This window comes from uncultured Ruthenibacterium sp. (assembly GCF_963558415.1).
Lineage (GTDB): Bacteria > Bacillota > Clostridia > Oscillospirales > Ruminococcaceae > Ruthenibacterium.
In genome coordinates, this window is the sequence record NZ_CAUWGY010000026.1 from 1 (window position 1) to 24,123 (window position 24,123).

24 protein-coding genes and 2 pseudogenes are annotated in these 24,123 nt (G+C 54.2%); 21 read left to right on the plus strand and 5 right to left on the minus strand.

Annotation, left to right across the window (positions count from 1 at the left end; genetic code table 11):
* Positions 1 to 571 (plus strand): annotated as a pseudogene (locus AB5H98_RS06315) (pyruvate:ferredoxin (flavodoxin) oxidoreductase); the annotation flags it as partial.
* Between the two features lie 210 nt (positions 572 to 781).
* Here AB5H98_RS06315 and mscL read toward each other — a convergent pair.
* Positions 782 to 1,174, minus strand: a complete 393-nt coding sequence (gene mscL, locus AB5H98_RS06320) for a large conductance mechanosensitive channel protein MscL (RefSeq protein WP_367925070.1) — start codon at positions 1,172 to 1,174, stop codon at positions 782 to 784.
* Positions 1,175 to 1,373: 199 nt separating this feature from the next.
* Between mscL and AB5H98_RS06325 the strand changes: the two genes are divergently transcribed.
* The 17 genes from AB5H98_RS06325 to AB5H98_RS06405 all read left to right on the plus strand — a co-directional run bounded on the left by AB5H98_RS06325 (position 1,374) and on the right by AB5H98_RS06405 (position 16,741).
* A complete protein-coding gene (locus AB5H98_RS06325) occupies positions 1,374 to 2,249 on the plus strand; it encodes a YitT family protein (protein ID WP_367925071.1) in 876 nt (291 codons plus the stop codon).
* 341 nt (positions 2,250 to 2,590) lie between these two features.
* A complete protein-coding gene (locus AB5H98_RS06330) occupies positions 2,591 to 3,253 on the plus strand; it encodes a hypothetical protein (protein ID WP_367925072.1) in 663 nt (220 codons plus the stop codon).
* 118 nt (positions 3,254 to 3,371) lie between these two features.
* Positions 3,372 to 3,695 (plus strand): cyclic-di-AMP receptor, encoded by a 324-nt coding sequence (locus AB5H98_RS06335; RefSeq protein WP_349214048.1) that lies wholly within the window; start codon positions 3,372 to 3,374, stop codon positions 3,693 to 3,695.
* Positions 3,695 to 4,600: a hypothetical protein gene (locus AB5H98_RS06340; protein WP_367925073.1), complete on the plus strand. Its 906-nt coding sequence runs from the start codon at positions 3,695 to 3,697 to the stop codon at positions 4,598 to 4,600. Before AB5H98_RS06335 ends, AB5H98_RS06340 begins: the two co-directional genes overlap by 1 nt.
* 82 nt (positions 4,601 to 4,682) lie before the next feature.
* Positions 4,683 to 5,543, plus strand: coding sequence for a stage 0 sporulation family protein (locus tag AB5H98_RS06345; protein ID WP_367925074.1), 861 nt, complete (start codon positions 4,683 to 4,685; stop codon positions 5,541 to 5,543).
* Positions 5,544 to 5,712: 169 nt separating this feature from the next.
* Positions 5,713 to 5,883 (plus strand): 4Fe-4S binding protein, encoded by a 171-nt coding sequence (locus AB5H98_RS06350; RefSeq protein WP_349214054.1) that lies wholly within the window; start codon positions 5,713 to 5,715, stop codon positions 5,881 to 5,883.
* Positions 5,884 to 5,950: 67 nt separating this feature from the next.
* The gene (locus AB5H98_RS06355; protein WP_367925075.1) at positions 5,951 to 6,664 is read left to right on the plus strand and encodes a tRNA1(Val) (adenine(37)-N6)-methyltransferase; all 714 of its coding nucleotides are present in this window, start codon (positions 5,951 to 5,953) and stop codon (positions 6,662 to 6,664) included.
* Positions 6,661 to 7,488, plus strand: a complete 828-nt coding sequence (gene rsmI / locus AB5H98_RS06360; protein WP_367925076.1) for a 16S rRNA (cytidine(1402)-2'-O)-methyltransferase — start codon at positions 6,661 to 6,663, stop codon at positions 7,486 to 7,488. Before AB5H98_RS06355 ends, rsmI begins: the two co-directional genes overlap by 4 nt.
* An 11-nt stretch (positions 7,489 to 7,499) precedes the next feature.
* A complete protein-coding gene (locus tag AB5H98_RS06365; protein WP_367925077.1) occupies positions 7,500 to 7,973 on the plus strand; it encodes a metallophosphoesterase in 474 nt (157 codons plus the stop codon).
* A gap of 490 nt (positions 7,974 to 8,463) precedes the next feature.
* On the plus strand, positions 8,464 to 8,730 hold the full coding sequence (locus tag AB5H98_RS06370) for a hypothetical protein (protein WP_367925078.1): 267 nt from the start codon (positions 8,464 to 8,466) through the stop codon (positions 8,728 to 8,730).
* A gap of 155 nt (positions 8,731 to 8,885) precedes the next feature.
* Positions 8,886 to 9,587 (plus strand): FadR/GntR family transcriptional regulator, encoded by a 702-nt coding sequence (locus AB5H98_RS06375; RefSeq protein WP_367925079.1) that lies wholly within the window; start codon positions 8,886 to 8,888, stop codon positions 9,585 to 9,587.
* 277 nt (positions 9,588 to 9,864) lie between these two features.
* Positions 9,865 to 11,583, plus strand: coding sequence for a dihydroxy-acid dehydratase (ilvD, locus tag AB5H98_RS06380; protein ID WP_367925080.1), 1,719 nt, complete (start codon positions 9,865 to 9,867; stop codon positions 11,581 to 11,583).
* A gap of 12 nt (positions 11,584 to 11,595) precedes the next feature.
* Positions 11,596 to 12,678, plus strand: a complete 1,083-nt coding sequence (locus AB5H98_RS06385; RefSeq protein WP_367925081.1) for a Gfo/Idh/MocA family protein — start codon at positions 11,596 to 11,598, stop codon at positions 12,676 to 12,678.
* A gap of 12 nt (positions 12,679 to 12,690) precedes the next feature.
* On the plus strand, positions 12,691 to 13,563 hold the full coding sequence (locus AB5H98_RS06390) for a sugar phosphate isomerase/epimerase family protein (protein ID WP_367925082.1): 873 nt from the start codon (positions 12,691 to 12,693) through the stop codon (positions 13,561 to 13,563).
* 67 nt (positions 13,564 to 13,630) lie between these two features.
* Positions 13,631 to 15,067: a GntP family permease gene (locus AB5H98_RS06395; RefSeq protein WP_367925083.1), complete on the plus strand. Its 1,437-nt coding sequence runs from the start codon at positions 13,631 to 13,633 to the stop codon at positions 15,065 to 15,067.
* 108 nt (positions 15,068 to 15,175) lie between these two features.
* Positions 15,176 to 15,964 carry a hypothetical protein gene (locus tag AB5H98_RS06400; RefSeq protein ID WP_367925084.1) on the plus strand — a complete coding sequence of 263 codons (789 nt, stop codon included), beginning with the start codon at positions 15,176 to 15,178 and terminating at the stop codon, positions 15,962 to 15,964.
* 96 nt (positions 15,965 to 16,060) lie between these two features.
* Positions 16,061 to 16,741, plus strand: a complete 681-nt coding sequence (locus AB5H98_RS06405; protein WP_367925085.1) for a hypothetical protein — start codon at positions 16,061 to 16,063, stop codon at positions 16,739 to 16,741.
* Here AB5H98_RS06405 and AB5H98_RS06410 read toward each other — a convergent pair.
* On the minus strand, positions 16,713 to 17,366 hold the full coding sequence (locus AB5H98_RS06410; RefSeq protein ID WP_367925086.1) for an HAD family hydrolase: 654 nt from the start codon (positions 17,364 to 17,366) through the stop codon (positions 16,713 to 16,715). The genes AB5H98_RS06405 and AB5H98_RS06410 overlap by 29 nt on opposite strands.
* A 133-nt stretch (positions 17,367 to 17,499) precedes the next feature.
* Here AB5H98_RS06410 and AB5H98_RS06415 point away from each other — a divergent pair, with 133 nt between their 5' ends.
* Positions 17,500 to 18,570 (plus strand): branched-chain amino acid aminotransferase, encoded by a 1,071-nt coding sequence (locus tag AB5H98_RS06415; RefSeq protein WP_367925087.1) that lies wholly within the window; start codon positions 17,500 to 17,502, stop codon positions 18,568 to 18,570.
* Between the two features lie 101 nt (positions 18,571 to 18,671).
* Here the strand turns inward: AB5H98_RS06415 and AB5H98_RS06420 are convergent, their stop codons facing one another.
* Entirely contained in the window at positions 18,672 to 18,908 is a 237-nt protein-coding gene (locus AB5H98_RS06420) for a hypothetical protein (protein ID WP_367925088.1), read from the minus strand.
* 243 nt (positions 18,909 to 19,151) lie between these two features.
* Between AB5H98_RS06420 and AB5H98_RS06425 the strand changes: the two genes are divergently transcribed.
* Positions 19,152 to 20,432, plus strand: coding sequence for an HlyC/CorC family transporter (locus AB5H98_RS06425; protein ID WP_367925089.1), 1,281 nt, complete (start codon positions 19,152 to 19,154; stop codon positions 20,430 to 20,432).
* A 204-nt stretch (positions 20,433 to 20,636) separates the two neighbouring features.
* Here the strand turns inward: AB5H98_RS06425 and AB5H98_RS06430 are convergent.
* Both AB5H98_RS06430 and AB5H98_RS06435 read right to left on the minus strand, forming a co-directional pair.
* Positions 20,637 to 20,867: pseudogene (locus tag AB5H98_RS06430) on the minus strand (GIY-YIG nuclease family protein); the annotation flags it as partial.
* Positions 20,864 to 21,691: an MYG1 family protein gene (locus AB5H98_RS06435; RefSeq protein WP_367925090.1), complete on the minus strand. Its 828-nt coding sequence runs from the start codon at positions 21,689 to 21,691 to the stop codon at positions 20,864 to 20,866. The pseudogene AB5H98_RS06430 and the gene AB5H98_RS06435, both read right to left, overlap by 4 nt.
* Positions 21,692 to 21,857: 166 nt before the next feature.
* On the opposite strand from AB5H98_RS06435, the gene AB5H98_RS06440 reads away from it, so the two are divergent.
* Complete coding sequence (locus AB5H98_RS06440) at positions 21,858 to 24,077, plus strand: N-acetylmuramoyl-L-alanine amidase (protein ID WP_367925091.1); 2,220 nt, start codon at positions 21,858 to 21,860, stop codon at positions 24,075 to 24,077.
* The last annotated feature ends 46 nt before the right edge of the window (positions 24,078 to 24,123 follow it).

Consider the following 24,123-nt stretch of genomic DNA (forward strand, 5'->3'; position numbering starts at 1 on the left):
CATGGTCTTCGACACCGAGGTGTACTCCAACACTGGCGGCCAGGCTTCCAAGGCCAGCCAGATCGGTCAGGTAGCTCAGTTTGCTGCGGCTGGTAAAGCCATTGGCAAGAAGAGCCTGGCAGAAATCGCCATGAGCTATGGCTATGTGTATGTTGCACAGATCGCTATGGGCGCTGATCAGAACCAGACCATCAAGGCCATTGCTGAGGCTGAGAGCTATCACGGCCCGTCTCTGATCATCGGCTATGCTCCCTGCGAGATGCACGGCGTCAAGGGCGGTATGACCAACTGCCAGAACGAGATGAAGCGTGCTGTCCAGTGCGGTTACTGGAATATGTTCCGCTTCGATCCGCGCAAGAAAGCGGAAGGCAAGAATCCGTTCACTCTGGACTCCAAGGCTCCCACTGCGGACTACAAAGAGTTCATCGAGAGCGAGACTCGTTACAGCCGCTTGGAGCGCGCCTTCCCGGAGCGTGCTGCTCAGTTGTTCGAGAAAGCTGCCAACGCGTCCAAGGACCGTTATGCTTACCTGAACAAGCTGACCAAGCTGTACGCACCCGACGAGGAGTAATCCTTCTTAAAAAAATGCAGCGGCAGGCCCAAAGGCCTGCCGCTGTTTTTTTGCAAAATAAAAAAGAGGAGCGCAGATGCGCTCCTCTTTTTTGAATCGGGAAAATCTCAGTGTCATCCGTTTAAAAACTCATTGTACAGCGCAAAGCCTGCAATGATGGCATGAACGATACGCGCTCTCTTTTGCAGAGCGCCAATACCTAGCCTTGAATCATCGCTCGCGATTCTCTTTCAAAAGGTCGCGAATCTCGGTCAAAAGAAGTTCTTCTTTGCTGGGGGCAGGCGCCGGTGCCTCTGCTTTTTCTTTTTCCGCCCGGCGAAGCAGCCGGTTTGCACCCTGCATCAGAATAAACATGCACACCGATATCATCAAAAAAGACAGAACCGCATTGATGAATTTTCCAATCATAATGGTGCCGCCGATGGTCAGCGATTCAAAGGTCGAACTATCGGGAGAAAGCAACATAAACAGCGGAGTGATCACGTCCCCCACCAAGCTGTTGACAATCGCTGTAAAAGACGAGCCGACCACAACGCCCACTGCCATATCGATTACATTTCCCTTTAGAGCAAATGCGCGAAATTCACGCAACCAACGTTTCATAAAAAATCACCCTTTCATTTTTATCCGGATTATCATACCGCATTTTTGTAAAAGAGAAAAGAAGAAAATGAAAAAAATTTGGCGAAAAAAGAAGAAAAAAAGTGTATAGACACCATGTGCGACCCCTTTGAAAGCGACGTAAAAACATATATAATAGGTAGTAAGAAATTTATTTGGCTTTGCCGGGAGGAGTTGTGGTATGAAGCAGGGGTTCGACCAGAAGGTCAAGGATTTTTTGAAGGATCTGCCGTATGATGTAGTGGGAAGCATTTTGTATGCACTTGGTATTTACACTTTTGCCAAGTCAGCAAACTTTGCGCCTGGTGGAGTTTCGGGTATTGCGCTGCTTCTCAACTACTTGTGGAATTTGCCCATTGGTACGATGTCACTGGTGCTGAACATCCCCATTGTCATCATCAGCTATAAAGTGCTGGGCAAGTGGTTTTTGTTCAAAAGCCTCAAAACAATGGCAATCAGCACATTGTTCTTGGATGTGGTCTTCCCTTTGTTCCCCATGTACCAGGGAAATCCGTTTTTGGCGGCGGTTTTTTCCGGTGTGGCAATGGGAGCGGGTTTGGCGCTTATCTATATCAGAGGTTCTTCCACCGGCGGAACCGACTTTTTGATTGTGTCGGCCAAAAAGCTGTTTCCCCACTTTTCCATGGGACAAATCACCATGCTGGCGGATGGCTTGATCATCGTCATGGGCTGGCCTGTGTACGGTAACATGGACTCGGTTTTATATGGTGTGGTTTCCGCCTTTGCCTGTTCTGTGGTGGTCGATAAGATCATGTACGGCGCTGGCTCCGGTAAACTGGCCATTATCATCACCACGCAGGGCAAACCCATTGCCGATCGCATCGATGCAGTGGTGGGACGTGGTGCCACACTTTTGCAGGCCAAAGGTGCCTATTCGGAGGCCTCGCGGGAAGTGGTGTTGTGTGCTTGCTCAAAATCGGAAATCTACAAGGTCCAGAGCGCTGCCCACGAAACCGATCCGGATGCTTTTGTAATGATCACCGAGGCCAACGAGGTGTTCGGCGAGGGTTTCAAAAATCCTCAGCCCTCTGAATGAGAAAAGACAAAAGTACATATTCTAAAACAGAAATCGGTGAGCTTGTGTACCCACTGTAATTTTTGGTTTTAAGATACACTTTCAACTTTTCAACAGAGTTTTACACATTGTATAAGGGGTTTTCCACCGATTTTGTTGAAAACTCAGTTGAAACTGTTAAAACATTCGATTTTTCCGTGGAAGTTTTCAACTTGCAAAGTGGAAAAATTTGCGGCATCCATAACAGCCAGTTGAATTGGGACGCAGAGTTTGTTACAATGGTCTACAAACTGCGGTGCTGCGCAGACCGCTGCAGATGGATACAACAAAAAGAAATGTGTGTGCGCTGAAAGGGTTTTGTCATGTTCATGAAATGGATCTATCGGCTGGAACGCAAGTTTGGAAACTTCTGCATCCACAATTTGATGATGGTCATTGTGATGGGACAGCTTTTGGTATATTTGGCGGATCAGTTGACGCCGGCCATTGCGCTGTCCAACCGGTTGTTCTTATATTGGCCTGCGGTGATGCAAGGCGAGATTTGGCGTCTGGTCACCTTTGTGTTTGTGCCGGACAGTATGAGTGTGTTCATGTTGGCAATCACCTTGTACTGCAATTATCTCATCGGCCACGGACTGGAGAGCACCTGGGGCGATTTTCGGTTCAATGTATATTATGTGTGCGGCATGTTGGGCGCCATTATCTCGGCTGCGCTGTTTGGCATCGGAACCAGCACCTATCTGAACCTTTCGTTGTTTTTCGCCTACGCCATGCTGTATCCGGATATGCAGTTCTTGTTTTTCTTCTTTTTGCCCATCAAGGCAAAGTATCTGGGCCTGATCTCCGGTGGCATTTGCCTTTTGCAGTTTGTATTTGGACCTTGGGTGATCAAGGGAAGCATCCTGTTTTCCCTCATCAACTTTCTGTTGTTCTTCGGCGCGGACTTCTTCAATATGGCCCGTCAGGAATTGCGGTACGCCAAAAATCGCCGTAACTGGCGCAACAATGGCGGCAATTGGCGGTAAGTAAGTACTTTTTTCAAAAAAAGTACTGCATGGGGCCTTGATTGTGGTATAATAATACAAAGAGAGACATTCTCTGACATGGGCGCTTGCCGCTCGAACCTTAAAGGAGGTTGTACATATGAAACTGATCACGGCTATCGTTAATAAAGAGGACTCCAATGCGGTCTGTAAGGCACTGACCGGAGGCGGCTTTTCCGTGACCCGTCTGGCGACCACCGGCGGCTTTCTGATGGCAGGCAACATGACCCTTCTCATCGGAACAGAGGATGAAAAAGTGGATCATTGTCTGGAACTGATTGCCTCCTGCGCCAAACAGCGCAAAGAAGTGGTACCCAGCACGGCCAGCTATGGAATCGGTGTGACCACGGCCTATCCGTTGGAAGTAACTGTGGGCGGTGCCACGGTATTCGTCACCAACGTCGAACGGTTTGAAAAGCTGTAATGGCGGCATTGGATGCTCTTTGGGGCAATGATACGTTGAAACAAAGCCTCTCGGCCGCACTGGCGGCCGGGCGGCTTTCTCATAGTGTTCTGCTCTGCGGCGAGGCAGGTACGGGCGCGAATTTCGCGGCGCGCTGCCTGGCCGCAGATTATCTTTATCCCCAAGGCGGCGCCGGTGCTGCACAGGTGCTGTCGGGAGAAAGCCCGGAACTTTTGATCTTGCAGGGAGAAGGTGTGTCCGGCGATATTAAAATTGATGCTGTGCGCACCGTGCGCCGAGAGGTATACAACACTGCATTGTCCGCACAGGGGCGTGTGGTGCTTATTAAAGGTGCGCATAAACTGAACGCTGCCAGTGCCAACGCTCTGTTAAAAGTGATTGAAGAGCCACCGGAGGGAGTGTTGTTCCTTCTTACCGCCCCCGGCGAAGCGGTGGTGTTGCCCACCATTCGCAGTCGGTGTTGCGCGTACAGCCTGGCGCCGGTCAGTCAAGCAGAATGTGTGCAGTATCTCAATACCCACTTCCCTGCCTGCAAAAACAGCGCAGGACTGGCGGGAATCTTTGGCGGAAAAATCGGCAGCGCACGACGCTGCATTGAGGACCCTCAGCAGGAGCGTTGTTTGAACGATGCCCTGTCGCTTGCCAAATGCGTCGCCCGGCACGATTCCTACAAAGCCATGGTGCTCTTGTCTGGCTATGAAAAAGATCGGTTCGGAATTTTGCGCCTTTTGGAATTATTCGGAAATGTATGCAGCGCCGCGCTGCGCGGAACGCCGGATATTCCTGTGGATGCCGCACAGGCGGCCCAATGCCTGCCCAGTGCGTTTTCTGCATCGCGCGCTGTGTCGGCCAATGTCAATGCCAAACTGGTGTTGACCAATTTGGCTGTTCAGCTTTGCGCTTAACATCTTTTGAAGCGCTGCCTAAATTATGCGCCGTAGGCAGCGGCACTGACACCCCCGCCCACGGCAGCGGAAGGAAAGGTTTATGACAAAGGTAATCAGCGTCCGTTTTAAGCAGACGGGCAAACAGTATTATTTCTCCCCCGGCGAATGGGAGATCGACAAAGGCGACTATGTGATCGTGGAGACTGCTCGTGGAACCGAGTGCGGTGAGGTGGTACAGGGTGTACACGAAGTGCCCGACGCCAGCATCGTAAAGCCTTTAAAAACGGTCACACGTATGGCGGACGATGTGGATGTGCGCCGTATGGAGAAAAATCGCGCCGATGAAAAACGTGCGTTTGAAGTGTGCACAGAGCGCATTCAAAAACACGGTTTGGAAATGAAGCTGGTGGATGTGGAATACACATTGGACCGGTCCAAAATTTTGTTTTACTTCACGGCGGACGGCCGCATCGATTTCCGTGAATTGGTCAAAGATTTGGCGGGCGTTTTCCGCACACGCATTGAGTTGCGCCAAATCGGTGTGCGCGACGAGAGCAAGATGCTGGGAGGCCTTGGCATTTGCGGACAACCGTTTTGCTGCAGCCGCTTTTTGAAAGATTTTCAGCCCGTTTCCATCAAGATGGCCAAGGAGCAGGGCTTGTCTTTGAATCCCACCAAGATTTCGGGCAGTTGCGGGCGGTTGATGTGCTGCCTCGCCTATGAACAGCCGGCTTACGAGTATCTCAATCGAGTGACTCCCGGCGTGGGAAGCGTGGTCAAAACTCCGGATGGCGAAGGAACGGTGGCCGAGGTCAATGTGATCTCCGGTACGCTGCGGGTCCGTTTGGAAGGTTCCACTACGGTGTTCAAGAATTTCCATAAATCCGAGTGCCAGTATCTGCGGGGCGGAAAACGAGCACCCCAGCCTGAGGACCCGGAACCGGACGTATCGGACAGCTAAAATTTGCACAGCTTGTTCGGGATTCAGACCTTGAAAATTCTGCGTTTTATGATACAATAAGAGAACGTAGGAAACTACTGGTCCTTCGGGACAAAAAGCCGCATGTGCCGTCCGCGCTTTGGCAGGTGTGGCCGTACTTTAAATGCGCGGAGGAAAGGATGGAAGAAGTATGGCTTATCAGATTAGTGACGAATGCGTATCCTGCGGCACTTGCGCGGGTGTTTGCCCCGTGAGCGCGATTTCTGAGGGTGACGGCAAATACGTGATCGACGCGGACGCCTGCATCAGCTGCGGCACCTGCGCTGGCGAGTGCCCGGTCGGTGCGATCTCCGAGGGCTGATCCCATATGAATCAGGGCGAGGCGGGCGATTGCCCGCCTCGTTTTTTACTGGAAAGGAGCGAGGGTGTTGCGCACAGAACGCCTTGTGAACGGCACGGCTGTGTTTGTGGATGGAGCGTACCGGTTCGGGCAGGACGCTATGTTGCTGAGCGCCTTCTGTAAAGTGCGTCGGGCTGAGCGGGTGTGCGATTTAGGCACAGGATGCGGGATCATTCCCCTGCGTTGGCACGATCGCGGGCACCGGGGTCCTTGTCATGCGGTAGAGCTGCAAGCCGGTGCGTTGCTTCTTTTGAAAAAAGCATTGGAAGAGGGCGGCATTGACCACATTCTTCCCGTCTGTGAGGACTTGCGTACTTGGAGACCTTCTCAGGCAGGACAGTTTGACGTGGTGAGCTGCAATCCCCCCTATTTTACCGGCGGCCGGCAAAGTCCGGACCCGGCCCGTGCAGCCATGCGTCACGAACTGACATGTACTTTTGAGGATGTCTGCCAGACTGCATACGATTTGTTGCGCGACGGCGGAAGACTGTGCGTTTGTCAACGGCCCGAGCGACTGGCCGATGCCATTGCCGCCATGCGCGCGGCGCGCATCGAACCAAAGCGGTTGCAGTTTGTGGCGGCCAGACCCAATCGGGAGCCTGTTTTATTTTTACTGGAGGGACAGAAAAACCGCGCACCCGGAATGCGTGTACTTCCCCTCATGGTGACACAACGGGACGACGGAAGTCCCAGCGATGAAATACTGGCTGTTTACGGTCAGAAAAGGAAGGAAAAATCATGAGCGGTACGCTTTACATTGTGGCCACCCCCATCGGAAACTTGGAGGATTTGACACCCCGCGCAGCCCGAATCTTTGGCGAGGTCGATTTCATTGCCGCCGAAGATACCCGGGTCACGCTGAAGCTGCTCAACCATCTGGGCATCAAAAAGCCTTTGGTCAGTTATTATGAGCACAATCTAAAGGAGCGGGGCGAATACATTTTGGGCCGCATTGCAGCGGGTGAAAACTGTGCGCTGTGTTCGGATGCGGGAATGCCGGCCATCTCGGACCCCGGAGAAGTCATCGTCCGGGACGCTCACGAGAGAGGAATCCCCGTCTGCCCTGTCCCCGCAGCCAGTGCTGCGGTCACGGCGCTGTGTGTGTCCGGTCAGATCACCGGACGCTTTGTGTTTGAAGGATTTTTGCCCACCAACCGGCGGCAGAAAAAAGATCGGCTGGCTCAGTTGCAATCGGAGCCCCGAACCATGATTTTTTATGAAGCACCTCACAAGCTGACTACTACGCTGCAGGACTTTTTGGATACGTTTGGACCGGAGCGCAGCATGACGGTGTGCCGGGAGCTGACCAAGATCCACGAAGAAATTCGCGTCACCACTGTGGGTCAGGCAGAGGCATTTTACCGGGAAAATCCCCCTCGAGGTGAATTTGTGCTGGTGGTGGCCGGCGCGCCGGAACTTCCTGCGCGGGAAATGACCTTGGAGGATGCGGTGGAACTGGCCAAGAGCCTCATGGCCGAGGGCCAGAGCGCGACCGCCGCTGCCAAGGCTGCGGCTGCTCAAAGTCCGTTTTCCAAAAGTGAGATTTATAAACAGTGTGTTCAGTGAGGTGCGAGTGTATGAAGCTTTTGGTCTTTTCTGACTCTCATGGAGAGGCAGGACGGTTGTCCGCCGCGCTGGATGCCCACCCGGATGCCAAGGATGTCGTATTTCTGGGCGACGGCGCGCGGGATGTGGAGATGATTGAGGGCGCCTATCCGGACCGCCGTTTTTATTGTGTGCGAGGAAATTGCGATTTTGCCACTTTTCTTCCGACCGAGGGCCTGGCGCCTTTTGGCGGGCTCAATGTTTACTACACCCATGGACACCTTCACGGTGTGAAAACGGGTTTGGAACTTTTGGCGGAACAGGCGCAAAGCAAAGGTGCTCAAGTTGCCTTGTACGGGCATACCCATCGGGCTAAGCTCGAACGCTGGGGCGCTTTGACACTGTTCAACCCCGGCTCCATTTCCCGGCAGTGTGGCACAGGAAGCTACGGCGTCCTAAAAATTGAAAACGGCTGTATGGAGGCTTTTTTCAATTCGGTAGACTAAGAAAATGTTTCGCGTTGTTTCGACATTTTCGGGTAATTTCTGTGAAAAAACAGCGGTAGTATTTACAGAATGTTCATAACACCTTCAAATAACCGTCGCAATTAATGCCTATAATAAGAATCACAGAAACACGGAAGCCGCAATCCGGGTTTCTGTACATGATTCCTCCTCACACCAAGAGAGATACCCCTTCAATCGCCCCTGTGCGTTCGGCACAGGGGCGATTCCCTTTTTGTGGAAATCTTTGCGCTCGTCACAGTTTTTTTGTGTAAAAAAAGCGTAAAATGTACAATACAACGAGAAATGTGTTTAAAATGTGTTGGAAAGTATACAGTTCGGTAAAGGATTGAAAAAATGGGTTGCACTGGATTGTGAACATGAGTATAATGACTCTCAGTCGCTGAGGCGGATGAAAAAATCTGCGTGTGTTCGTCTGAAAATTAGAACAGAACGAAATTCCGGCGACTTTACATTAGGAGGGTATATACTTATGAAAAAAATGATGGTTATGGCAGTTGCTCTGGTTATGGCTCTGAGCCTGGCCGCTTGCAGCAGCAGCGACAACAGCACTTCTACGGCTGCTTCTTCTACGGTTTCTTCCACCAGCGAGGCCTCTTCTGTTGAGACTTCTTCTGTTGCTGAGGATTCTTCTGAGGCTTCTTCCGTGGAGAGCGAGGATTCTTCCGAGGCTTCTTCTGTGGAGAGCGAGGACGCTTCTGAGTCTTCTTCTGTGGAAGCTTCTTCTGTTGCTGAATAAGCATTTTGTCCTTTTGAAAACGGTCCGCTTTCATGGCGGACCGTTTTTTTATGTGCATTTCAAAAAGAGGTCCCCTCGCCTGCCCGGCGCGCCTTGCGTATGCTGTTTTTTTATTGTATAATAGCTCTGATTCACACGTTTTAGGGGGGAGAAGGATGTTGTTGCAGGAAGTGAAAAAAACCCGCAAACCGCTGCCGGTTTTGGCTGCGGATGAGATCACCAAACTGATCGTAGACGGAACCTTCAAACCCGGCGACCGACTTCCCAATGAATACGAACTGGGCCAGCGCTTAGGGGTAGGCCGCAGCAGTGTGCGTGAGGCCATCAAGCTGTTGGTGAGCCAGAACGTGTTGGAGATCCACCGGGGCAGCGGCACATTTGTGTGTCAGCAGACCGGTGTGGCCGAGGACCCATTGGGCCTTAAATTTATCCCCGGAAAAAAGAAATTGGGTTTGGATCTGTGCGAGATTCGTTTTATGATCGAACCCAAAATCGCGATGCTGGCCGCCCAGAATGCCACCCAAGCGGAGATCGCTCAAATGCAGGCGTTGTGTGACGAAATTCGCGATCAAATTTACGCAGGCGAAAATTACGGCGAAAAAGACCGGCAGTTGCACACTTTGATCGCTACTTGTACACGCAACAGCGTGATTCCCAATTTGATCCCTATTTTAAATGAAGCGATTCCCCTGTTCATCGACATCACTCATCAGAGTGTGAAGATGGAGACCATTCAGACTCATCAGGCCGTGGTCGATGCAATTCGTACCCGGAATCCACAGGCGGCGTATGACGCCATGTGGCAGCATTTGGTGGACAATAAACGCAGCATTGAAGCCATTCCCGATGATTTGTAAAACTTGACAAAAGGACCCGCGCATTTTTGTGCGCGGGTCCTTTTTTATCCTTGGTGTACAGGTGCCTTGGCGCATAAGCATGTGCGCTAAGGCATATTCTCTACTGAGTAGAATCTGTACGAGTTTGATTTTTGTAGGGTTGACAGAAAAATAGAACGTTGTTTTGGTGAATTGACCAAAATTCGACAAGTTACATTGACTTTTTAGAACATTGTTGTTATTCTAAAGCCGTAAACATAAGACGTCAGATGTCAGATGATAGAGGGAGGAATCAAATATGTACCGCAGTGAGGAAGTGCGGAAGCTGGCGCCGGAGATGGATCCCCTCCGGTTGGGTATGGGTTGGAAGATCAGCGACTTGGACAAACCAAAAATCCTGGTGGAGAGCACCTTTGGAGACAGCCATCCGGGCAGTGCACATCTGTTCGAGTTTGTGAATCTGGCCTGTGAGGGCGTAGCTCAGGCGGGCGGAAAGGCCGCGCGCTATTTCGCCACCGATATCTGCGATGGTCAGGCTCAGGGGCACGATGGAATCAACTATTCTCTGGCCAGCCGCGACATGATCGCCAATATGGTGGAAATCCACAACAACGCTACACCGTTTGATGCAGGTGTTTTCATCGCTAGTTGCGACAAAGGCTTGCCCGGCCTTTTGATGGGCATCGGCCGCACCAATTTGCCGGCTGTAGTGGTTACGGGCGGCGTAATGGAGGCCGGCCCCGACCTTTTGACGCTGGAGCAAATCGGCGCATACAGCGCCATGTGTCAGCGCGGCGAAATCAGCGAAGAGAAGTTGACCTATTATAAACAGCATGCCTGTCCCTCCTGTGGCGCTTGCAGCTTTATGGGTACCGCGGGCACCATGCAGGTGATGAGCGAGGCATTGGGCCTGGCGCTGCCCGGTTCTGCGCTGCTTCCGGCCACTTGTCAGGATTTGCGTGAGGTTGCTCGCAAAGCCGGCCAGCAGGCCATGAAACTGGCCGAAATGGGACTGACCGCCCGCGACATTGTGACGAAAAAGAGCTTTGAAAATGCCATTATGGTCCATGCGGCCATTTCCGGATCTACCAATGCCATCCTGCACCTTCCGGCAATCGCCCATGAATTTGGCATTGAAATCGACGCAGACACCTTTGAGCGCATTCACAAAAACGCTCATTACATTTTGGATGTACGTCCTGCGGGACGTTGGCCGTCCGAGTATGTATATTATGCGGGCGGTGTGCCGGCGATTATGGAACAGTTGCGGGACATTCTGCATCTGGACGTCATGACCGTGACCGGCAAGACCCTGGGTGAAAACCTGGACGATTTGAAAAACAGTGATTATTACGAGACCTGTGCGGCGTATCTGAAAAAGACCGGCCTGAAACAAGAGGACATTATTCGTCCTTACGACAATCCTCTGGGCGACAAGGGAACCATTGCGATCCTGCGTGGAAATCTGGCACCCGAAGGTGCCGTGGTCAAACATTCGGTGGTGCCGGCAGAGATGCACAAAGCGCTTTTGCGCGCCCGCCCCTTTGACTGCGAGGAAGATGCCATCGCTGCGGTGCTGGCTCATGACATTCAGCCCGGTGATGCGGTGTTTATCCGTTACGAAGGCCCCAAAGGCAGCGGTATGCCAGAGATGTTCTACACCACCGAAGCCATTGCTTCGGATGAAGAATTGGGCAAGAGCATCGCGTTGATCACCGACGGACGATTCTCCGGTGCCTCCAAAGGCCCGGCCATCGGACACGTTTCCCCCGAGGCGGCAGAGGGCGGCCCCATCGCACTGGTGGAAGAGGGAGACTTGATCCAAATCGACATTCCGAACCGGGTGCTGGCCATTGTGGGTGTAAAAGGGGAGAAAAAGACCCCTGAGGAAATGGATGAGATTTTGGCTCAGCGCAAAGCGGCTTGGACGCAACGCCCCGCCCGCTATGAGAGCGGTGTTTTGAAAATTTATTCCGAACACGCAGTCGGCCCCATGAAGGGCGGTTACATGAAGTAAGGAGAGAGACGCATGGAAAAACTCAAGACAGGAATCATCGGGTGCGGAAAGGTGGGCGACTTCCACGCCAAGGCCTATGCGAACCTGGAGAACAGCGCCTTTACGGCGGTATGTGACGCAAACCGCGAGCGGGCCGAGGCATTTGCCGCCCGTTACGGTGTCAAGGCTTACACCGATGTGGAAGAAATGTGCCGGACCGAGCATCTGGATGTGGTCAGCGTATGCACACCCCATCCGTTGCACGCAAATCCCGCGGTCACAGCGGCCAATTGCGGCTGCAACGTGCTGGTGGAAAAACCCCTGGCGTCCAGCCTTGCGGACTGCGATGCGATCATTGAGGCCCAAGACCGCAACCACGTGACGGTGGGCACCATGGTGCAGCGTCGGTTCTACCGCCCCTGCATGCGCATCCACAAAGCCATCGAAGATGGAAAACTGGGCCGTCCGGTGCTGGGCATGGTCACCATGCTGGGTTGGCGAGATGAGGCCTATTACAACAGCGACCCGTGGCGCGGCACCTGGGACGGTGAAGGCGGCGGTGTGCTGGTGAATCAGGCCCCCCATCAGTTGGACCTGCTTTTGTGGTACATGGGCGAAGTGGATGAGGTGTACGGTGTGTGGAAAAACCTCAACCATCCCTACATTGAAGTAGAGGACACGGCAGTGGCTGTGGTCAAGTTTAAAAACGGCGGCGTGGGCAACATTGTCGTCAGCAACAGCCAGAACCCGGCTTTGTACGGAAAAGTACACATCTTCGGCGAAAACGGCGCTGCGGCCGGCGTGCAGACCGACGGCGGAGCCATGTTCATCGCCGGAATGTCCAGCATTACCGAGCCGCCGGTCAACGATTTGTGGACCGTGCCCGGCGAGGCCGAAATGCTGGAGACATGGAAGAAAGAGGACAGCGATTTCTTCAACAGCGTGGACTCCATGTATTACTATCACAACGAGCAGATCAAAGACTTTTTGAATGCGGTACAAAACGGTACGAAACCTCTGGTAGACGCCCGGGAGGGCCGCCGCACCGTGGAATTGTTCACCGCTATCTATCGCAGCACCAAGGACAACTGCGTGGTGAAATTCCCGCTGAAATAAGGAGGAGAGCAGATGCTGGTATCTTACAACGAGGCGTGTGCAAAGGACTGCTCCACATTGGAAAAAGACTTGGAGCTGTGCGAGAAAGCAGGCTTCGACTGCATCGAGATCCGTTTGGATATGCTGACGGATTATTTGAAGCGGCACACAGTGGAGGAGCTTGCGGCCTTTTTCAAAACCAGTCGCTTGCGGCCCCACGCCTTCAATGCACTGTATTTGTACCCGGAGTTTTTGAGCGATGGGGACGACGCGCAAAAACAGAAGGCACTGCTGGATGAGTTTCGGCTGGGCTGCGAAGTCGGCAAAGCCATTGGCAGCCATTATTTCATCATCGTGCCGCCCCTGCAGCGGGACCCTCTGGGTGGACCTTTTGTGGGCACTTGGGAGGACACCTTTGCAAACTGCGTGCGCATTTTGAAAAAGCTTTCGGATATGGCTCGTCCCTACGATATGAACCTGTGCTTTGAACTGGTGGGCTTCGAGCGCTCCAGTGTGCGCAGCATCGCCCAGGCAGATGCCATCGTCCGGGCGGTCGACAAAGACAACGTAGGCTTTGTATTTGACTCTTACAATATTTACCTCAACGGCGGCTGCAATGATTTTTCGTCCATCGGCAAAGTACAGCCGGAAAAGATTTTTGCAGCGCACCTCATGAGCGCCGACGACGTGCCCGAGGACCAGCGCGGTCAGGACAAACGTTGTTTCTGCGGCGCCGGTGTGGTGGATACGGACGGCTTCTTGCAAGCTTTGAAGGCGGCCGGATACAAGGGAATCGCTTCGGTGGAGACCTTCCGGCCCGAGTATTGGCAAAAGACGCCCGAATGGGTGGTAGAACAGGCGTATAAAACCACCCGCAACGCATTGGCAGCGAACGACTGCTTGTGATTTTTCGATTGTTCCGCTTGGCAGAGAAGCGAATCCATCAAAATCCAATCAAATCAGGAGGAATCTTATGTCACCAATTGCATTTGTGATTATGCTGGTCGTAGCGATCATCATCCTCACGGTATTGACACTGAAGTTTAAAATGCATCCGGTCATGGTGCTGTTCCTGACAGCCACCTTCTGCGGCCTGGCTTCCGGCAAGGGACTGGTTGACACTTTCAGTTCTATTACAAACTATTTCGGCTCCACGCTGGGCAGCATCGGCGTCATGATCATCTTTGGCGCTGTCATCGCCGCCGGTATCAGTGATACGGGCGCGGCCACCAGCATGGTCAACTTCTTCATTCGTCTGTTCAAAGGCAAACGTTTGGAGCTGGCTCCGGCGCTGACGGGCTTCATCATGAGTATCCCCGTATTCGGCGACATCGCCATCATCCTCAACGCGCCTATTTCTGCCATCCTGGCTAAGCGCAAAAAAATGAGCATGACCCAGGTGGCCCCCTTTGTTAACTTGGGACTGACTTTGACCCACGGCCTGGTTCCGCCCACTCCTGGCATCCTGGCGGTATCCGTTCTGTTGGGCGCCGACATCGGCACAGTCATTCTGTGGGGCTTGGTATGCTCCGTGATCTCCTTCGCGGTGTGCTACTTTGTCCTGTCCCCCATTTATGCAAAATGCGAGTACATTGAGCCGCTGGCTTCCTACACCGAGGGCATCGATGCTGTGGAAGACAATTCCTCTGTGGAAGCACTGCTCATTAAAGAAGACAACACTCCCAGCGCAGGCGCTTCCTTCCTGCCGCTCTTGCTGCTGGCTGTCATGATCGCCATTGGTTCCATCGGCAAACTGTTCGTGGCAGAGGAATCCGGTGCATACACCTTCTTCAACACCTTCGGCAACACGGTTCTGGCTTTGTTCTGCGGCATCGTAGCTGTAGGCATGCTGGTCATGGGCCGCAAGGCGAAAGTGGTCGACAAAGCCAACGTAGACGGCGGCGGATGCAAGCTGAGCGAAAAGAGCAGTTGGTTTGAGATCGTCATGAACAACTGGGTTGGCCGTGCGCTGAACATCGCCATCAGTGCTCTGCTCATCACTGCGATGGGCGGCGCCATGGGCGGCATCCTGCGTGAGAACGAGGCCATCCAGACCATCGGCAACAGCATCGCAAACACCAACTTCCCGGCAATTCTGGTTCCGTTCCTGCTGGCGGCCATCCTGATGACCGTCTGCGGTTCCATGACCACTGCGTCCATGACGGCTGCCGGCCTGATGGCTGCGCTGATCCCCGTTTTGGGCATGAGCCCGGTAGTGGCTTCTCTGGCCATCGGCGCTGGCTCCATGGTGGGCTGGCACGTCAACAACAGCGGATTCTGGATCTTCACATCTCTGTATGGCTTTGATACAAAGCAGGGCCTCAAATACTTCACCACAACCAACGCTCTGGGCGGCATCGTGGCCTTCGTTGTCCTGGCTGTCCTGACCATGGTAGGCGTTGTGGCTTGACCCAAAAGCAAATGTAAACCGCGCTGCTCTGCCGGCATACATAAGGCCCGGGAAAACATCCCGGGCCTGCCTGTATTCCAAGAGTAAATGCGAAAAAAGGAGTGTCGCATGATGATCAACGCCTTTGCAAAAAGCCGTCGCACAGCCTGGATTGGCGGCATTGTTTTGGGTCTGGTGGCCGGGGCTGGCGTCTGGCTGGCGCTGTCCGGCTCCGACCAGTCCATTTTTAACCGTGTGCTTTTGGCGGCACTGGCAGCCTTTGTGGGCGTAAACATCGCCGTGTATCTGGCGCGTATGATCGCCGCCCGGGAGTATCAGTCCCGTTTATTGCTTTTATACGAAAATCTGGACCCGGAGGCCTTTCTGGCGGCGGCGGGTCCGCTGGAAAATGCTCCTATGGACGCTTCTTCCCGGTGCACGCTGATGGTGCATCTGGCCAACGGCTGGCTTTACGCCGGAAAAACGGACCGGGCGATGGAGATTTTGGAGAGCATCCAACTTCCGGACAAGGCTTTGGCGGCCCGTGGTCTCGTACTCAGCAATAAGGCCACCTGCTGGCTGGCTCAGGGCAATCCCGATCGGGCTCAAAGCTGCATGGATCAGCTTCGGGAACTGCTGAAAGACAAGGCATGCAGCAAAGAATTTTCAGCCAAGGCGCGTCATGCACTGGCGTATTTGCAAATCTGTATGGACCTTTCCAGAGGAAAACGAGTGAATCTTTCGGTCTTGGAAAATGATTTCGAGGCCAACCATTCGCCATTCCACCGCCTGGATGTGCAATACCGCATTGCCTTAGCCGCCCGAAAAAGCGGGGATATGTCCCGGTTTGAAAGCGCCCGGGACTATGTGGAGAAAAATGGCGCGAAAACCGTTTTCCCATCTCTTTTGAAATCTTAAAAAAAGCCGCTCCGATGAATCGGAGCGGCTTTTACGATTGGTGGAAAAAGAAATAGAAATCCGGTATAATGGCAAAAAGAATGGGAGGCGCTGAATATGAACAACAAGATTCGGCTCGCACTGTGCGCCGGAGCTGTGGCCGCGGCGGCTGCAGTTTCACTTTGGCTTTGCCCGTTGGATACGCCCGCGGGAACAAACTGCCTAATGGGGTCCGTTTGGGTGGCAGCCGTGTGTGCCTTTGGCCTGTGGGCCGTGGATGCGGTCGCCAAAACCGGACTGATGCGCACGGGGGTCCCGGTGGTGTTGGGTGTGTACGGCGTTTTGGCATTGCCAGGCGGTTGGGCGTTGGGACGTGCGTTCCCCCAAAGTTCCTTTGTCCTTGCTTTCTTTTATTTGTTTATCTCGGCAGCGGCCGGCGCATTTCTTTTGGTATTGGTGGGCACGGGCCAGAGCATCCGGCGAGCCATGGAGATGGAAAAACAGTTCCCCTCGGTTTGGCCGCCACTGCTGGAAAAAGTCCGTGCCTGTTCCGAAAAGACCGATGATGCACAAGAAAAAGACGCAATCGAAGATTTATACAAAGCAGTGGAGCAGGCGCAAAAGCAGGAGGATACGCACTTGGAACCGGACTTTTTCGACGTTGTGCGCCGGCTGGGAAAAACCATGGAACAACCTAAGAGCGCGGACCGCAGAGCGAGTGTGTGCGAATTGTGCCAAGAAGGCGTGCGTGTGAACGGGCCGCAGGCTCTCAAATCGGCTGGTCCAGAAGGGGAATGACTTTCGCAAGGTCAGGCACGATGTGCCAGCACAGGTTTTCCATTTCCGGCGTGGCCGGGTCCACGTTGGGAACCATCACCGTGGCACAGCCCGCCGCGGCACCGGCGCGCACGCCGTTGTAACTGTCTTCCAACACAAGGCAGGCCGCAGGCTGAGTGTGCAGCGTTTGGGCTGCTGTGAGATAGATGTCCGGGGCAGGTTTGGAGCGGCTCACCATGTCTCCGCATACCAGCGCAGTAAAATAGTCCCGGATGCCGGCCACCCGCAGATTGCTTTCTACCAGAGACCGGTGGGTGGAGGAGACCACCGCCATGGGCAGATTTCGGCTGCGCACCTGCTCCAAAAGTTCCAAAAGGCCGGGCATCACCGGCACGTTGCGGGCCAGCATGGCGGTCAGCCGGCCGACGACTGCGTCGCACATGACATCGTAGGGCACGTCGGGGCCGAATCGTTTTTGAAAGGCGGCTCGTCCGCCTGCCCGGTTGCGCCCCCGCAAAAGCGCCGTGTCTGCCGGCGTGATGTGAAGCCCATACCGGGCGCCGATTTCGCACCAGACCTTGTCGGACAAACGCTCGGTATCGATCATCAGTCCGTCCATATCAAATAAAACTGCTTGTATCTGCATTTTTTTATCTCCTTGCGTGATTTGGCTTTATTGTACCATAAATATCTGCGTTTTTTGTATATTTTCTCTTGTAAAGTGAGGAAAAGCGCGCTAAAATAAGTTTAATCGTTAAACAGAAAAAGAGGGGAACCATATGTTGGATATCAAAGTGACGAGAACACAGGCGCCCAAAGAAAAACCGGATCAGAATCATCTGGGCTTTGGCACCTATTACACCGATCATATGTTTGTGATGGATTACACCGAGGGCCAGGGCTGGCATTCGCCCCGCATTGAGCCCTATCATCCCATTTCTCTGGACCCGGCGGCGATGGTGTTCCACTATGCGCAGGAGAGCTTTGAGGGAATGAAGGCTTACCGCACTGCGGACGGTCGTGTGCTTTTGTTCCGGCCGGAAAAGAACGCTGCCCGTCTTCAGTCCACCCATAAACGTCTGTGCATCCCGGAGATCCCTGTGGAAGACTTTGTACAGGCTGTGAAGGCTCTGGTCCATGAGGATAAGGACTGGGTCCCCAGTGCACCGGACACCAGCTTGTATCTGCGCCCCTTCACCATTGCGACGGAAGCACATCTGGGGGTCAAGCCCAGCAATACGTATCAATTTATTATCATTGCTTCGCCTTCCGGCGCCTATTACGAAGAGGGCATGAGCCCGGTGAAAATCTACGTCGAGGATGAGTATGTGCGCGCCACACCCGGCGGCACAGGTTTCATCAAGTGCGGCGGCAACTACGCGGCCAGCCTGGCGGGCCAGATGAAGGCTCACGATCTGGGCTACAGCCAAGTGCTGTGGCTGGACGGCGTGGAGCGCAAGTACGTGGAAGAAGTGGGCAGTATGAACTGCTTTTTCAAAATCGGCGGTGTCATCCGCACAGCTCCCTGTGTGGGTACGGTGCTGCCCGGTATCACCCGCATGAGCTGCATCGAATTGCTGCGCAAGTGGGGCTATGAAGTGGATTGCGACACCCGCCTTCCCATTGCCGACGTGATGGCGGCGGCCAAGGACGGTACTTTGGAAGAGGTGTTCGGCACCGGTACTGCCGCGGTCATCAGCCCGGTGGGCGAACTGCGGTACGAAGGCGAAGTGGCCACGGTGAACGATTTCAAGACCGGCCCTGTGACCCAGCGCTTGTACGACACGCTGACCGGCATCCAGTGGGGCAGAATTCCCGACGAGATGGGCTGGACTCAGGAAGTAAAATAAGAAAAAGGCCGCATTTGCGGCCTTTTTTATTGGAAAAGCTTAGTCCATCGATGCAATCCGCTAGTTTGGAGCAGCGGGTACCGTCAATGGCATCAGCGGCATTAGCCAGAGATCATGGTGTTGGCTACTATCCAGCCAAACCCCAAAGACGCAATGAGGTATGCGGCTGAAATCAGTATAACCGTGCTCCATAGAACGAAGTACTTGCTTTTTTTCTTTTTTACAATTCCCAGGATAAGAGCAATCGTTGATATTGCAGCCAAAACGCCAAAAAGCAAAACAAGCGCAATGTGGAGCGGTTCCGGTATCGCAAGCCATTTGCCTGTTTGTAAGAACATGGTGTTTCCTCCGTTTCATTGGAATAAAACGTGCCAAGTGCTGCAATCCTATTATTTTTATCATTGTAAAATATCTGCATGATTTGTGCAAGGCGCGATAAATTGTTTGCAGAGACCGCAGTGCTTTTGTGGGCTGAAAAAGCTTCGGATTGCATTTTTGAATGCAATTTGTTATCATAATATAATAGACGAGTGCCGCGCTGCGGCACAACACCATACACATTTTATAGGAGTGATGATTGTTTGGATAACCCTGGCCCTAGTATACTGGCGTTTGTGATCTTACTGATTTTTTCCGCGTTCTTTTCCGCCAGTGAAACTTCGCTTTCGTCCATCAACCGTGTGCGTATGAAAACCCGCGCCGAGGACGGCGACAAAAAAGCCCGTAAGGTGCTGGATCTGGCGGATGATTACGACCGCACCCTGTCCACCATTCTCATCGGAAACAACGTGGTGAACCTGGCCTCTGCGTCCATTTCCACGGTGCTGTGCACCACGCTCATGGGCGCCAACGGTGCGGTGATCGCCACGGGCGTGACCACGGTACTGGTGCTCATTTTTGGCGAGATTTTGCCAAAGAGCCTGGCAAAAGAGCGTCCGGAAAAGTTTTCGCTTCTGTTTGCTCCGTTTTTGGGGCTGATCAAAACGCTCCTCACGCCGGTCGCTTGGGTGTTCGTGCAGATCAAGCGGCTTTTGACGGGTCTGCGTTCCAATGAGCTGAATGTGCAGCCCAGCGTGACCGAGGAAGAATTGAAGGTCATCATCGACACCGTAGAAGAGGAGGGCGTGCTGGACCGCCAGGAGACGGACATCATTCAGTCCGCCATCGATTTCGACAACATCACCGTTCAGGACATTCTGGTCCCTCGAGTGGACATTGGCGCCGCGTCGCTGGATGACCCTCCCGAGGAGATTTTGAAGCTCTGTCTGCAGGGCGGACATTCCCGCATCCCGGTGTACGACGGCACCATCGACCACATCGTGGGTGTGCTGCACGCAAGAGATCTGCTGGCGTGCCTGTCCCGGGGCGAGACCATTGACCCGCGCAAACTGCGCCGGGATGTGCTGTTCGTGTACCGCACCAAGCGCATCAACGAGCTGCTGGCCGAATTGCGCAAGGAAAAACAGCACATGGCCATTGTCACCGACGAACACGGCGGCACCTTGGGCCTTGTGACCATGGAGGACATTCTGGAGGAACTGGTGGGTGAAATCTGGGACGAGTCCGATGTGGCCGAACAGGACATCCAGCCGCAGGGCGACAACATTTGGCAGGTGGCCGGCGACGCGAAAATGGAAGATTTGTTCGAGGCCATGGACTACGAGGACAAAGATTTCGACGACGATTACGCCACTGTCAGCGGCTGGGCATTGGATATGTTCCAGCACATTCCCGAAGAAGGGGAATCCTTCACTTGGAAACGCCTGCATGTGCGGGTGGAAAAGATGGACGACCAGCGCATCGAATGGCTGCGCGTCACACTGATGGGTGAGGATTCATCCGAAGAAAAGAGCGAGTCTTAAAAACAGAAAAAGGCCGTCGCGTGTTTCCACGCGACGGCCTTTTGACTTTTATAAGAAAAACAGGTGTTCTTTGCCATCCGGACAGCGCAAACGAATCTCGTTTTCTCCGATTTGCTGTGGCTGCGCGCCTTGCTCCAACAGAGAAAGCGCCTGCTCAATGCCGGCCCGTTCCAGGGCTTTTACCGCCGTTTGAAACGGGGCGCACAGACGCAGCTTTTCCGCCCGGGACAAAGCTTTCAGATGGGCCTCCCAGCGCAACGCCTCGCTCTTTGTGGCAAAGCACTGGCTGTAGGCAAGAGTCAGAGGGCCGCGGCCCCGGGTGTATTTGGCTCCTTTTCCGGACCGGTGCGCTTTGAGCCGATGGGCAAGGTCCGGCGTCCAACCGGTGTACAGGGTGCCATCCCCGCACTCCAGCATATATACAAAGCAGTTCAACGCTCGCCGAACGCCATGGCGGTCTCGCAGGCAGTGATGGCGTCCTCCTCGGTGCCGGTGGTGATCAAAAATCGGCCCGCATGACAAAAGCGCAGAGTCTCGATGCCGGAAATGGCGGGCAGTTCGTCCTCCCGGGCGCCGGCCCAGGCCCGCGGGAAGGCGACCTTCAGCGCCTGCGTGCCGAAGCCGGCGGGAATCGCCTGAGCACACCAGCCGCCCCGCTGCGACGGGAACACCACAAATTTGGCCTTGCTGGGAATCAGATACTGTTTCCAAGGCGCAAAGCGGCGCATGCGCACCACCCCGTGCCGGCACTTGGCCAAAGCTGCACGCACCTCTTCTTCGGCTCTGCGGATGGCGCGGATGCTCTCCAGCTTGTGGTCCAACAGGTCCCGGGCCACTTCAACGGCCTTTTCAAAGCACGCGTCGGGACTGTCGGTGCTGTCCCAAACCGGATTGTAGGCCATGATGCTGTTGGCAAGCTGATTGCCGCAGCCTGTGTTGTCGTCCAAATCCAGCGGCTGCACAAATCCCTCATCAAAGCGGCGTGCATCGTCCGGATGGATCAGCGTCGGCCCAAGTTCCCGCCACAACAGGCCAAACGCCGCGTAGGGCACACCGTTTTCACGCACCGGGCTGGATTTGGCGTGGTGGTCAAAAGGTCCGTCTCCGATGTCGAACACGAGGCCGTCAAAGCCGTCCGGCACCTGATAGCCGCGCAGAATGGTGATGTCCGGCCGGCAAAGTTTCAGCAAAGCGGCGCTGAAAACGTCGTCTGCATGAAATTTTCCACCGTGAGTAAATGCTTTTTCCGGAAGATGCAAGGCATACTCGCTCCTTTTTTTCATAAAATACAATATCTAGCATAACACAGCCGGCGCCATTTGATAAGGCTTTTTTTGCCAGATGAAAAATTTACGCTTTCGCCACATCTGTGCACAAGGGGCATGGTATACTGAGCACAGAAACGGGCAGAGGAGGATGGAGAACGTGAAGACAAAACAGAGGCGAAAACATCGCACTGCCCTATGGGTAAGCTTTGCAGCATTGGTTCTGGCGGTTCTTGCGGCAGCGATGTTTTTTGTGTACATACCTGCGGCGGACCGGACTCTATCCAGTGCTCAGGCGCCTGAAGGGGCCCTTCGGGCGGCGGTGGTGCGCTTCGGGAGCACCGGAGATGCGCTCCAAACACCCATGGATGAGGATCGGATTCTGGCCCAAGCCCGAACCATTGCCCAACAGGCCCGGGCCAAGGGCATGAACGGGCTGATGCTGGTCGTGCAGACGCAAGAGGGCTCGGTCTACCGGGATTGGACTTCGCCTGCGCTGGAGTCGCTGCGCCAAAACGATACGCTTTTTCACAGGGTGGACGGGCTTGCGCTGTGGTGTCAGGCTGCCAATGAACAGAAGTTGAGTGTATATGCGGTGATAGACGAAAGCGTATACGATGAGACCGATCAGATGCAGCAATGGGGACTTTCGAGACTGGCGCGCAAATATCCTGTGGCGGGAGTTCGGGTGTACCGACCCGCCTCACAAGGTGCGCTTTTTGATACGTATGAACCCCTGGACGGACAGGACGGGGGAGAGATCGCAGGGGTGAACAGCGCGGTTTGGACGCAGCCGCAGGCACTGTTTCTGCATGCGGTGTCGGCGGCACGCACCGGTCAGGACTTTTTGGGCGCGGCCTTTTCCTGGTCGGACATGAACACCGACCCTCAGACGCTGGGTCTGATGCTGTCGGCTCTTGACACCGACGATGTCCCCGCGCTGCTGAACTATACTCCCAGCAATCAACTATCTGTGAGTTATCCGGCCGATGGCGCGACGGTTTATACGGACGCTTGTTTTGTCATGGGCACTTCCGACCCCACCAAGGAGCTGACACTGAATGGCTCGCCCTTAGAGCGGACCGGAGAACAGGGAACCTTTGGGGTGCTGGTATCGGTGCAGCCGGGGGACAATACGTACACTCTGGCGCAAGGAGATGCGTCGGTGACGCTCCATATCCGGCGGCCGGTGCCTCAGCCTTCGGAAATGGAGACCGAACCCACAGAACCAGAACCCATTCCTCACGACAATACACAGCAGGTGGAGCCGGGCACGGCGGTTCAAATCAACGGCTGGCTGGTCAGCCTTTTATACGACCCGTCCAGTGACTCAAACATCAGCGAGACCGTGCGGAACGGGGCCGTGGGTGTGGTACAAAGCTGTGCCGAAACCATGCGCAACGGCAAAATCACCTGGGCTTATCAGTTGACCAGCGGGGACTACGTGCTGGCCTACAATACCACGGTGCTGGGGCAGGATGTGGACCGGGCTTCCTTTACAGGCGCCACGGCGCAGAGCACCGATGAGGGAGAGACGTTGAGTTTTACCGGACAGGGAACACCGGTCATTTATTCCAACATTGTGGAAAATACGCTGGAAATTCACTTGTACGATACGGATGTGGCATCAGATTTTGCAGTGGATGGCTCCGCGCTTGTGAAAAGCGTGGAAGTGAGCGCCTTGCCGGATGGTGCAGGGTCCCGTCTGGTGCTGCACTTTGACCAGCCGCTGTGGGGCCATACGGTGGAGTTTTCAAATGGGACCACCCAGGTGCTTTTGAAACCTCGGCCTGTGCAGGCGCAGGACCCGTCCCGGCCTTTGGCGGGAATTTCGGTGTTGCTGGATCCGGGCCACGGCCAGGACGACGGCGGTGCGATGGGAGTGGCCGGCGCCGAGGCTCCTGTGGAAAAAGATGTAAATCTGGCGGTTTCCTTAGCGGCCAAATACCGGTTGGAGCAACTGGGTGCTACGGTACACATGATCCGCACCGACGATACCTTTTTGTCCTTGCAAGAGCGCAATCAGAAAATCACTGAATTGCAGCCGGACTTTTTCATCGCGGTGCACCACAATTCGGTGGATTTGTCCGTAGATGCCAACCAGTCGGCCGGTACCGAATGTTATTATTTCTATCCTGCGGGCAAACAGTTGGCCCAGACGCTGGTGCAAAATGTGGCCGCGGCCACAGGCAGACCGGAGCGAGGCGCCTTTTGGGGATATTATTACGTGGCGCGCAACGCCACTTGCCCGGCTGTATTGCTGGAAGTGGGATTTATGGTAAACCCCGCGGAATATGAACAGGTGACCGACGAGATGACCGTATGGGCTACGGGAGATGCCATCGCCCGAAGCATTCTTGCATGTGTGCCCGCATCCTGAGTTTGCATTTTTGCCGTTCGTGCGTTACAATGCATTTGTAAACTTG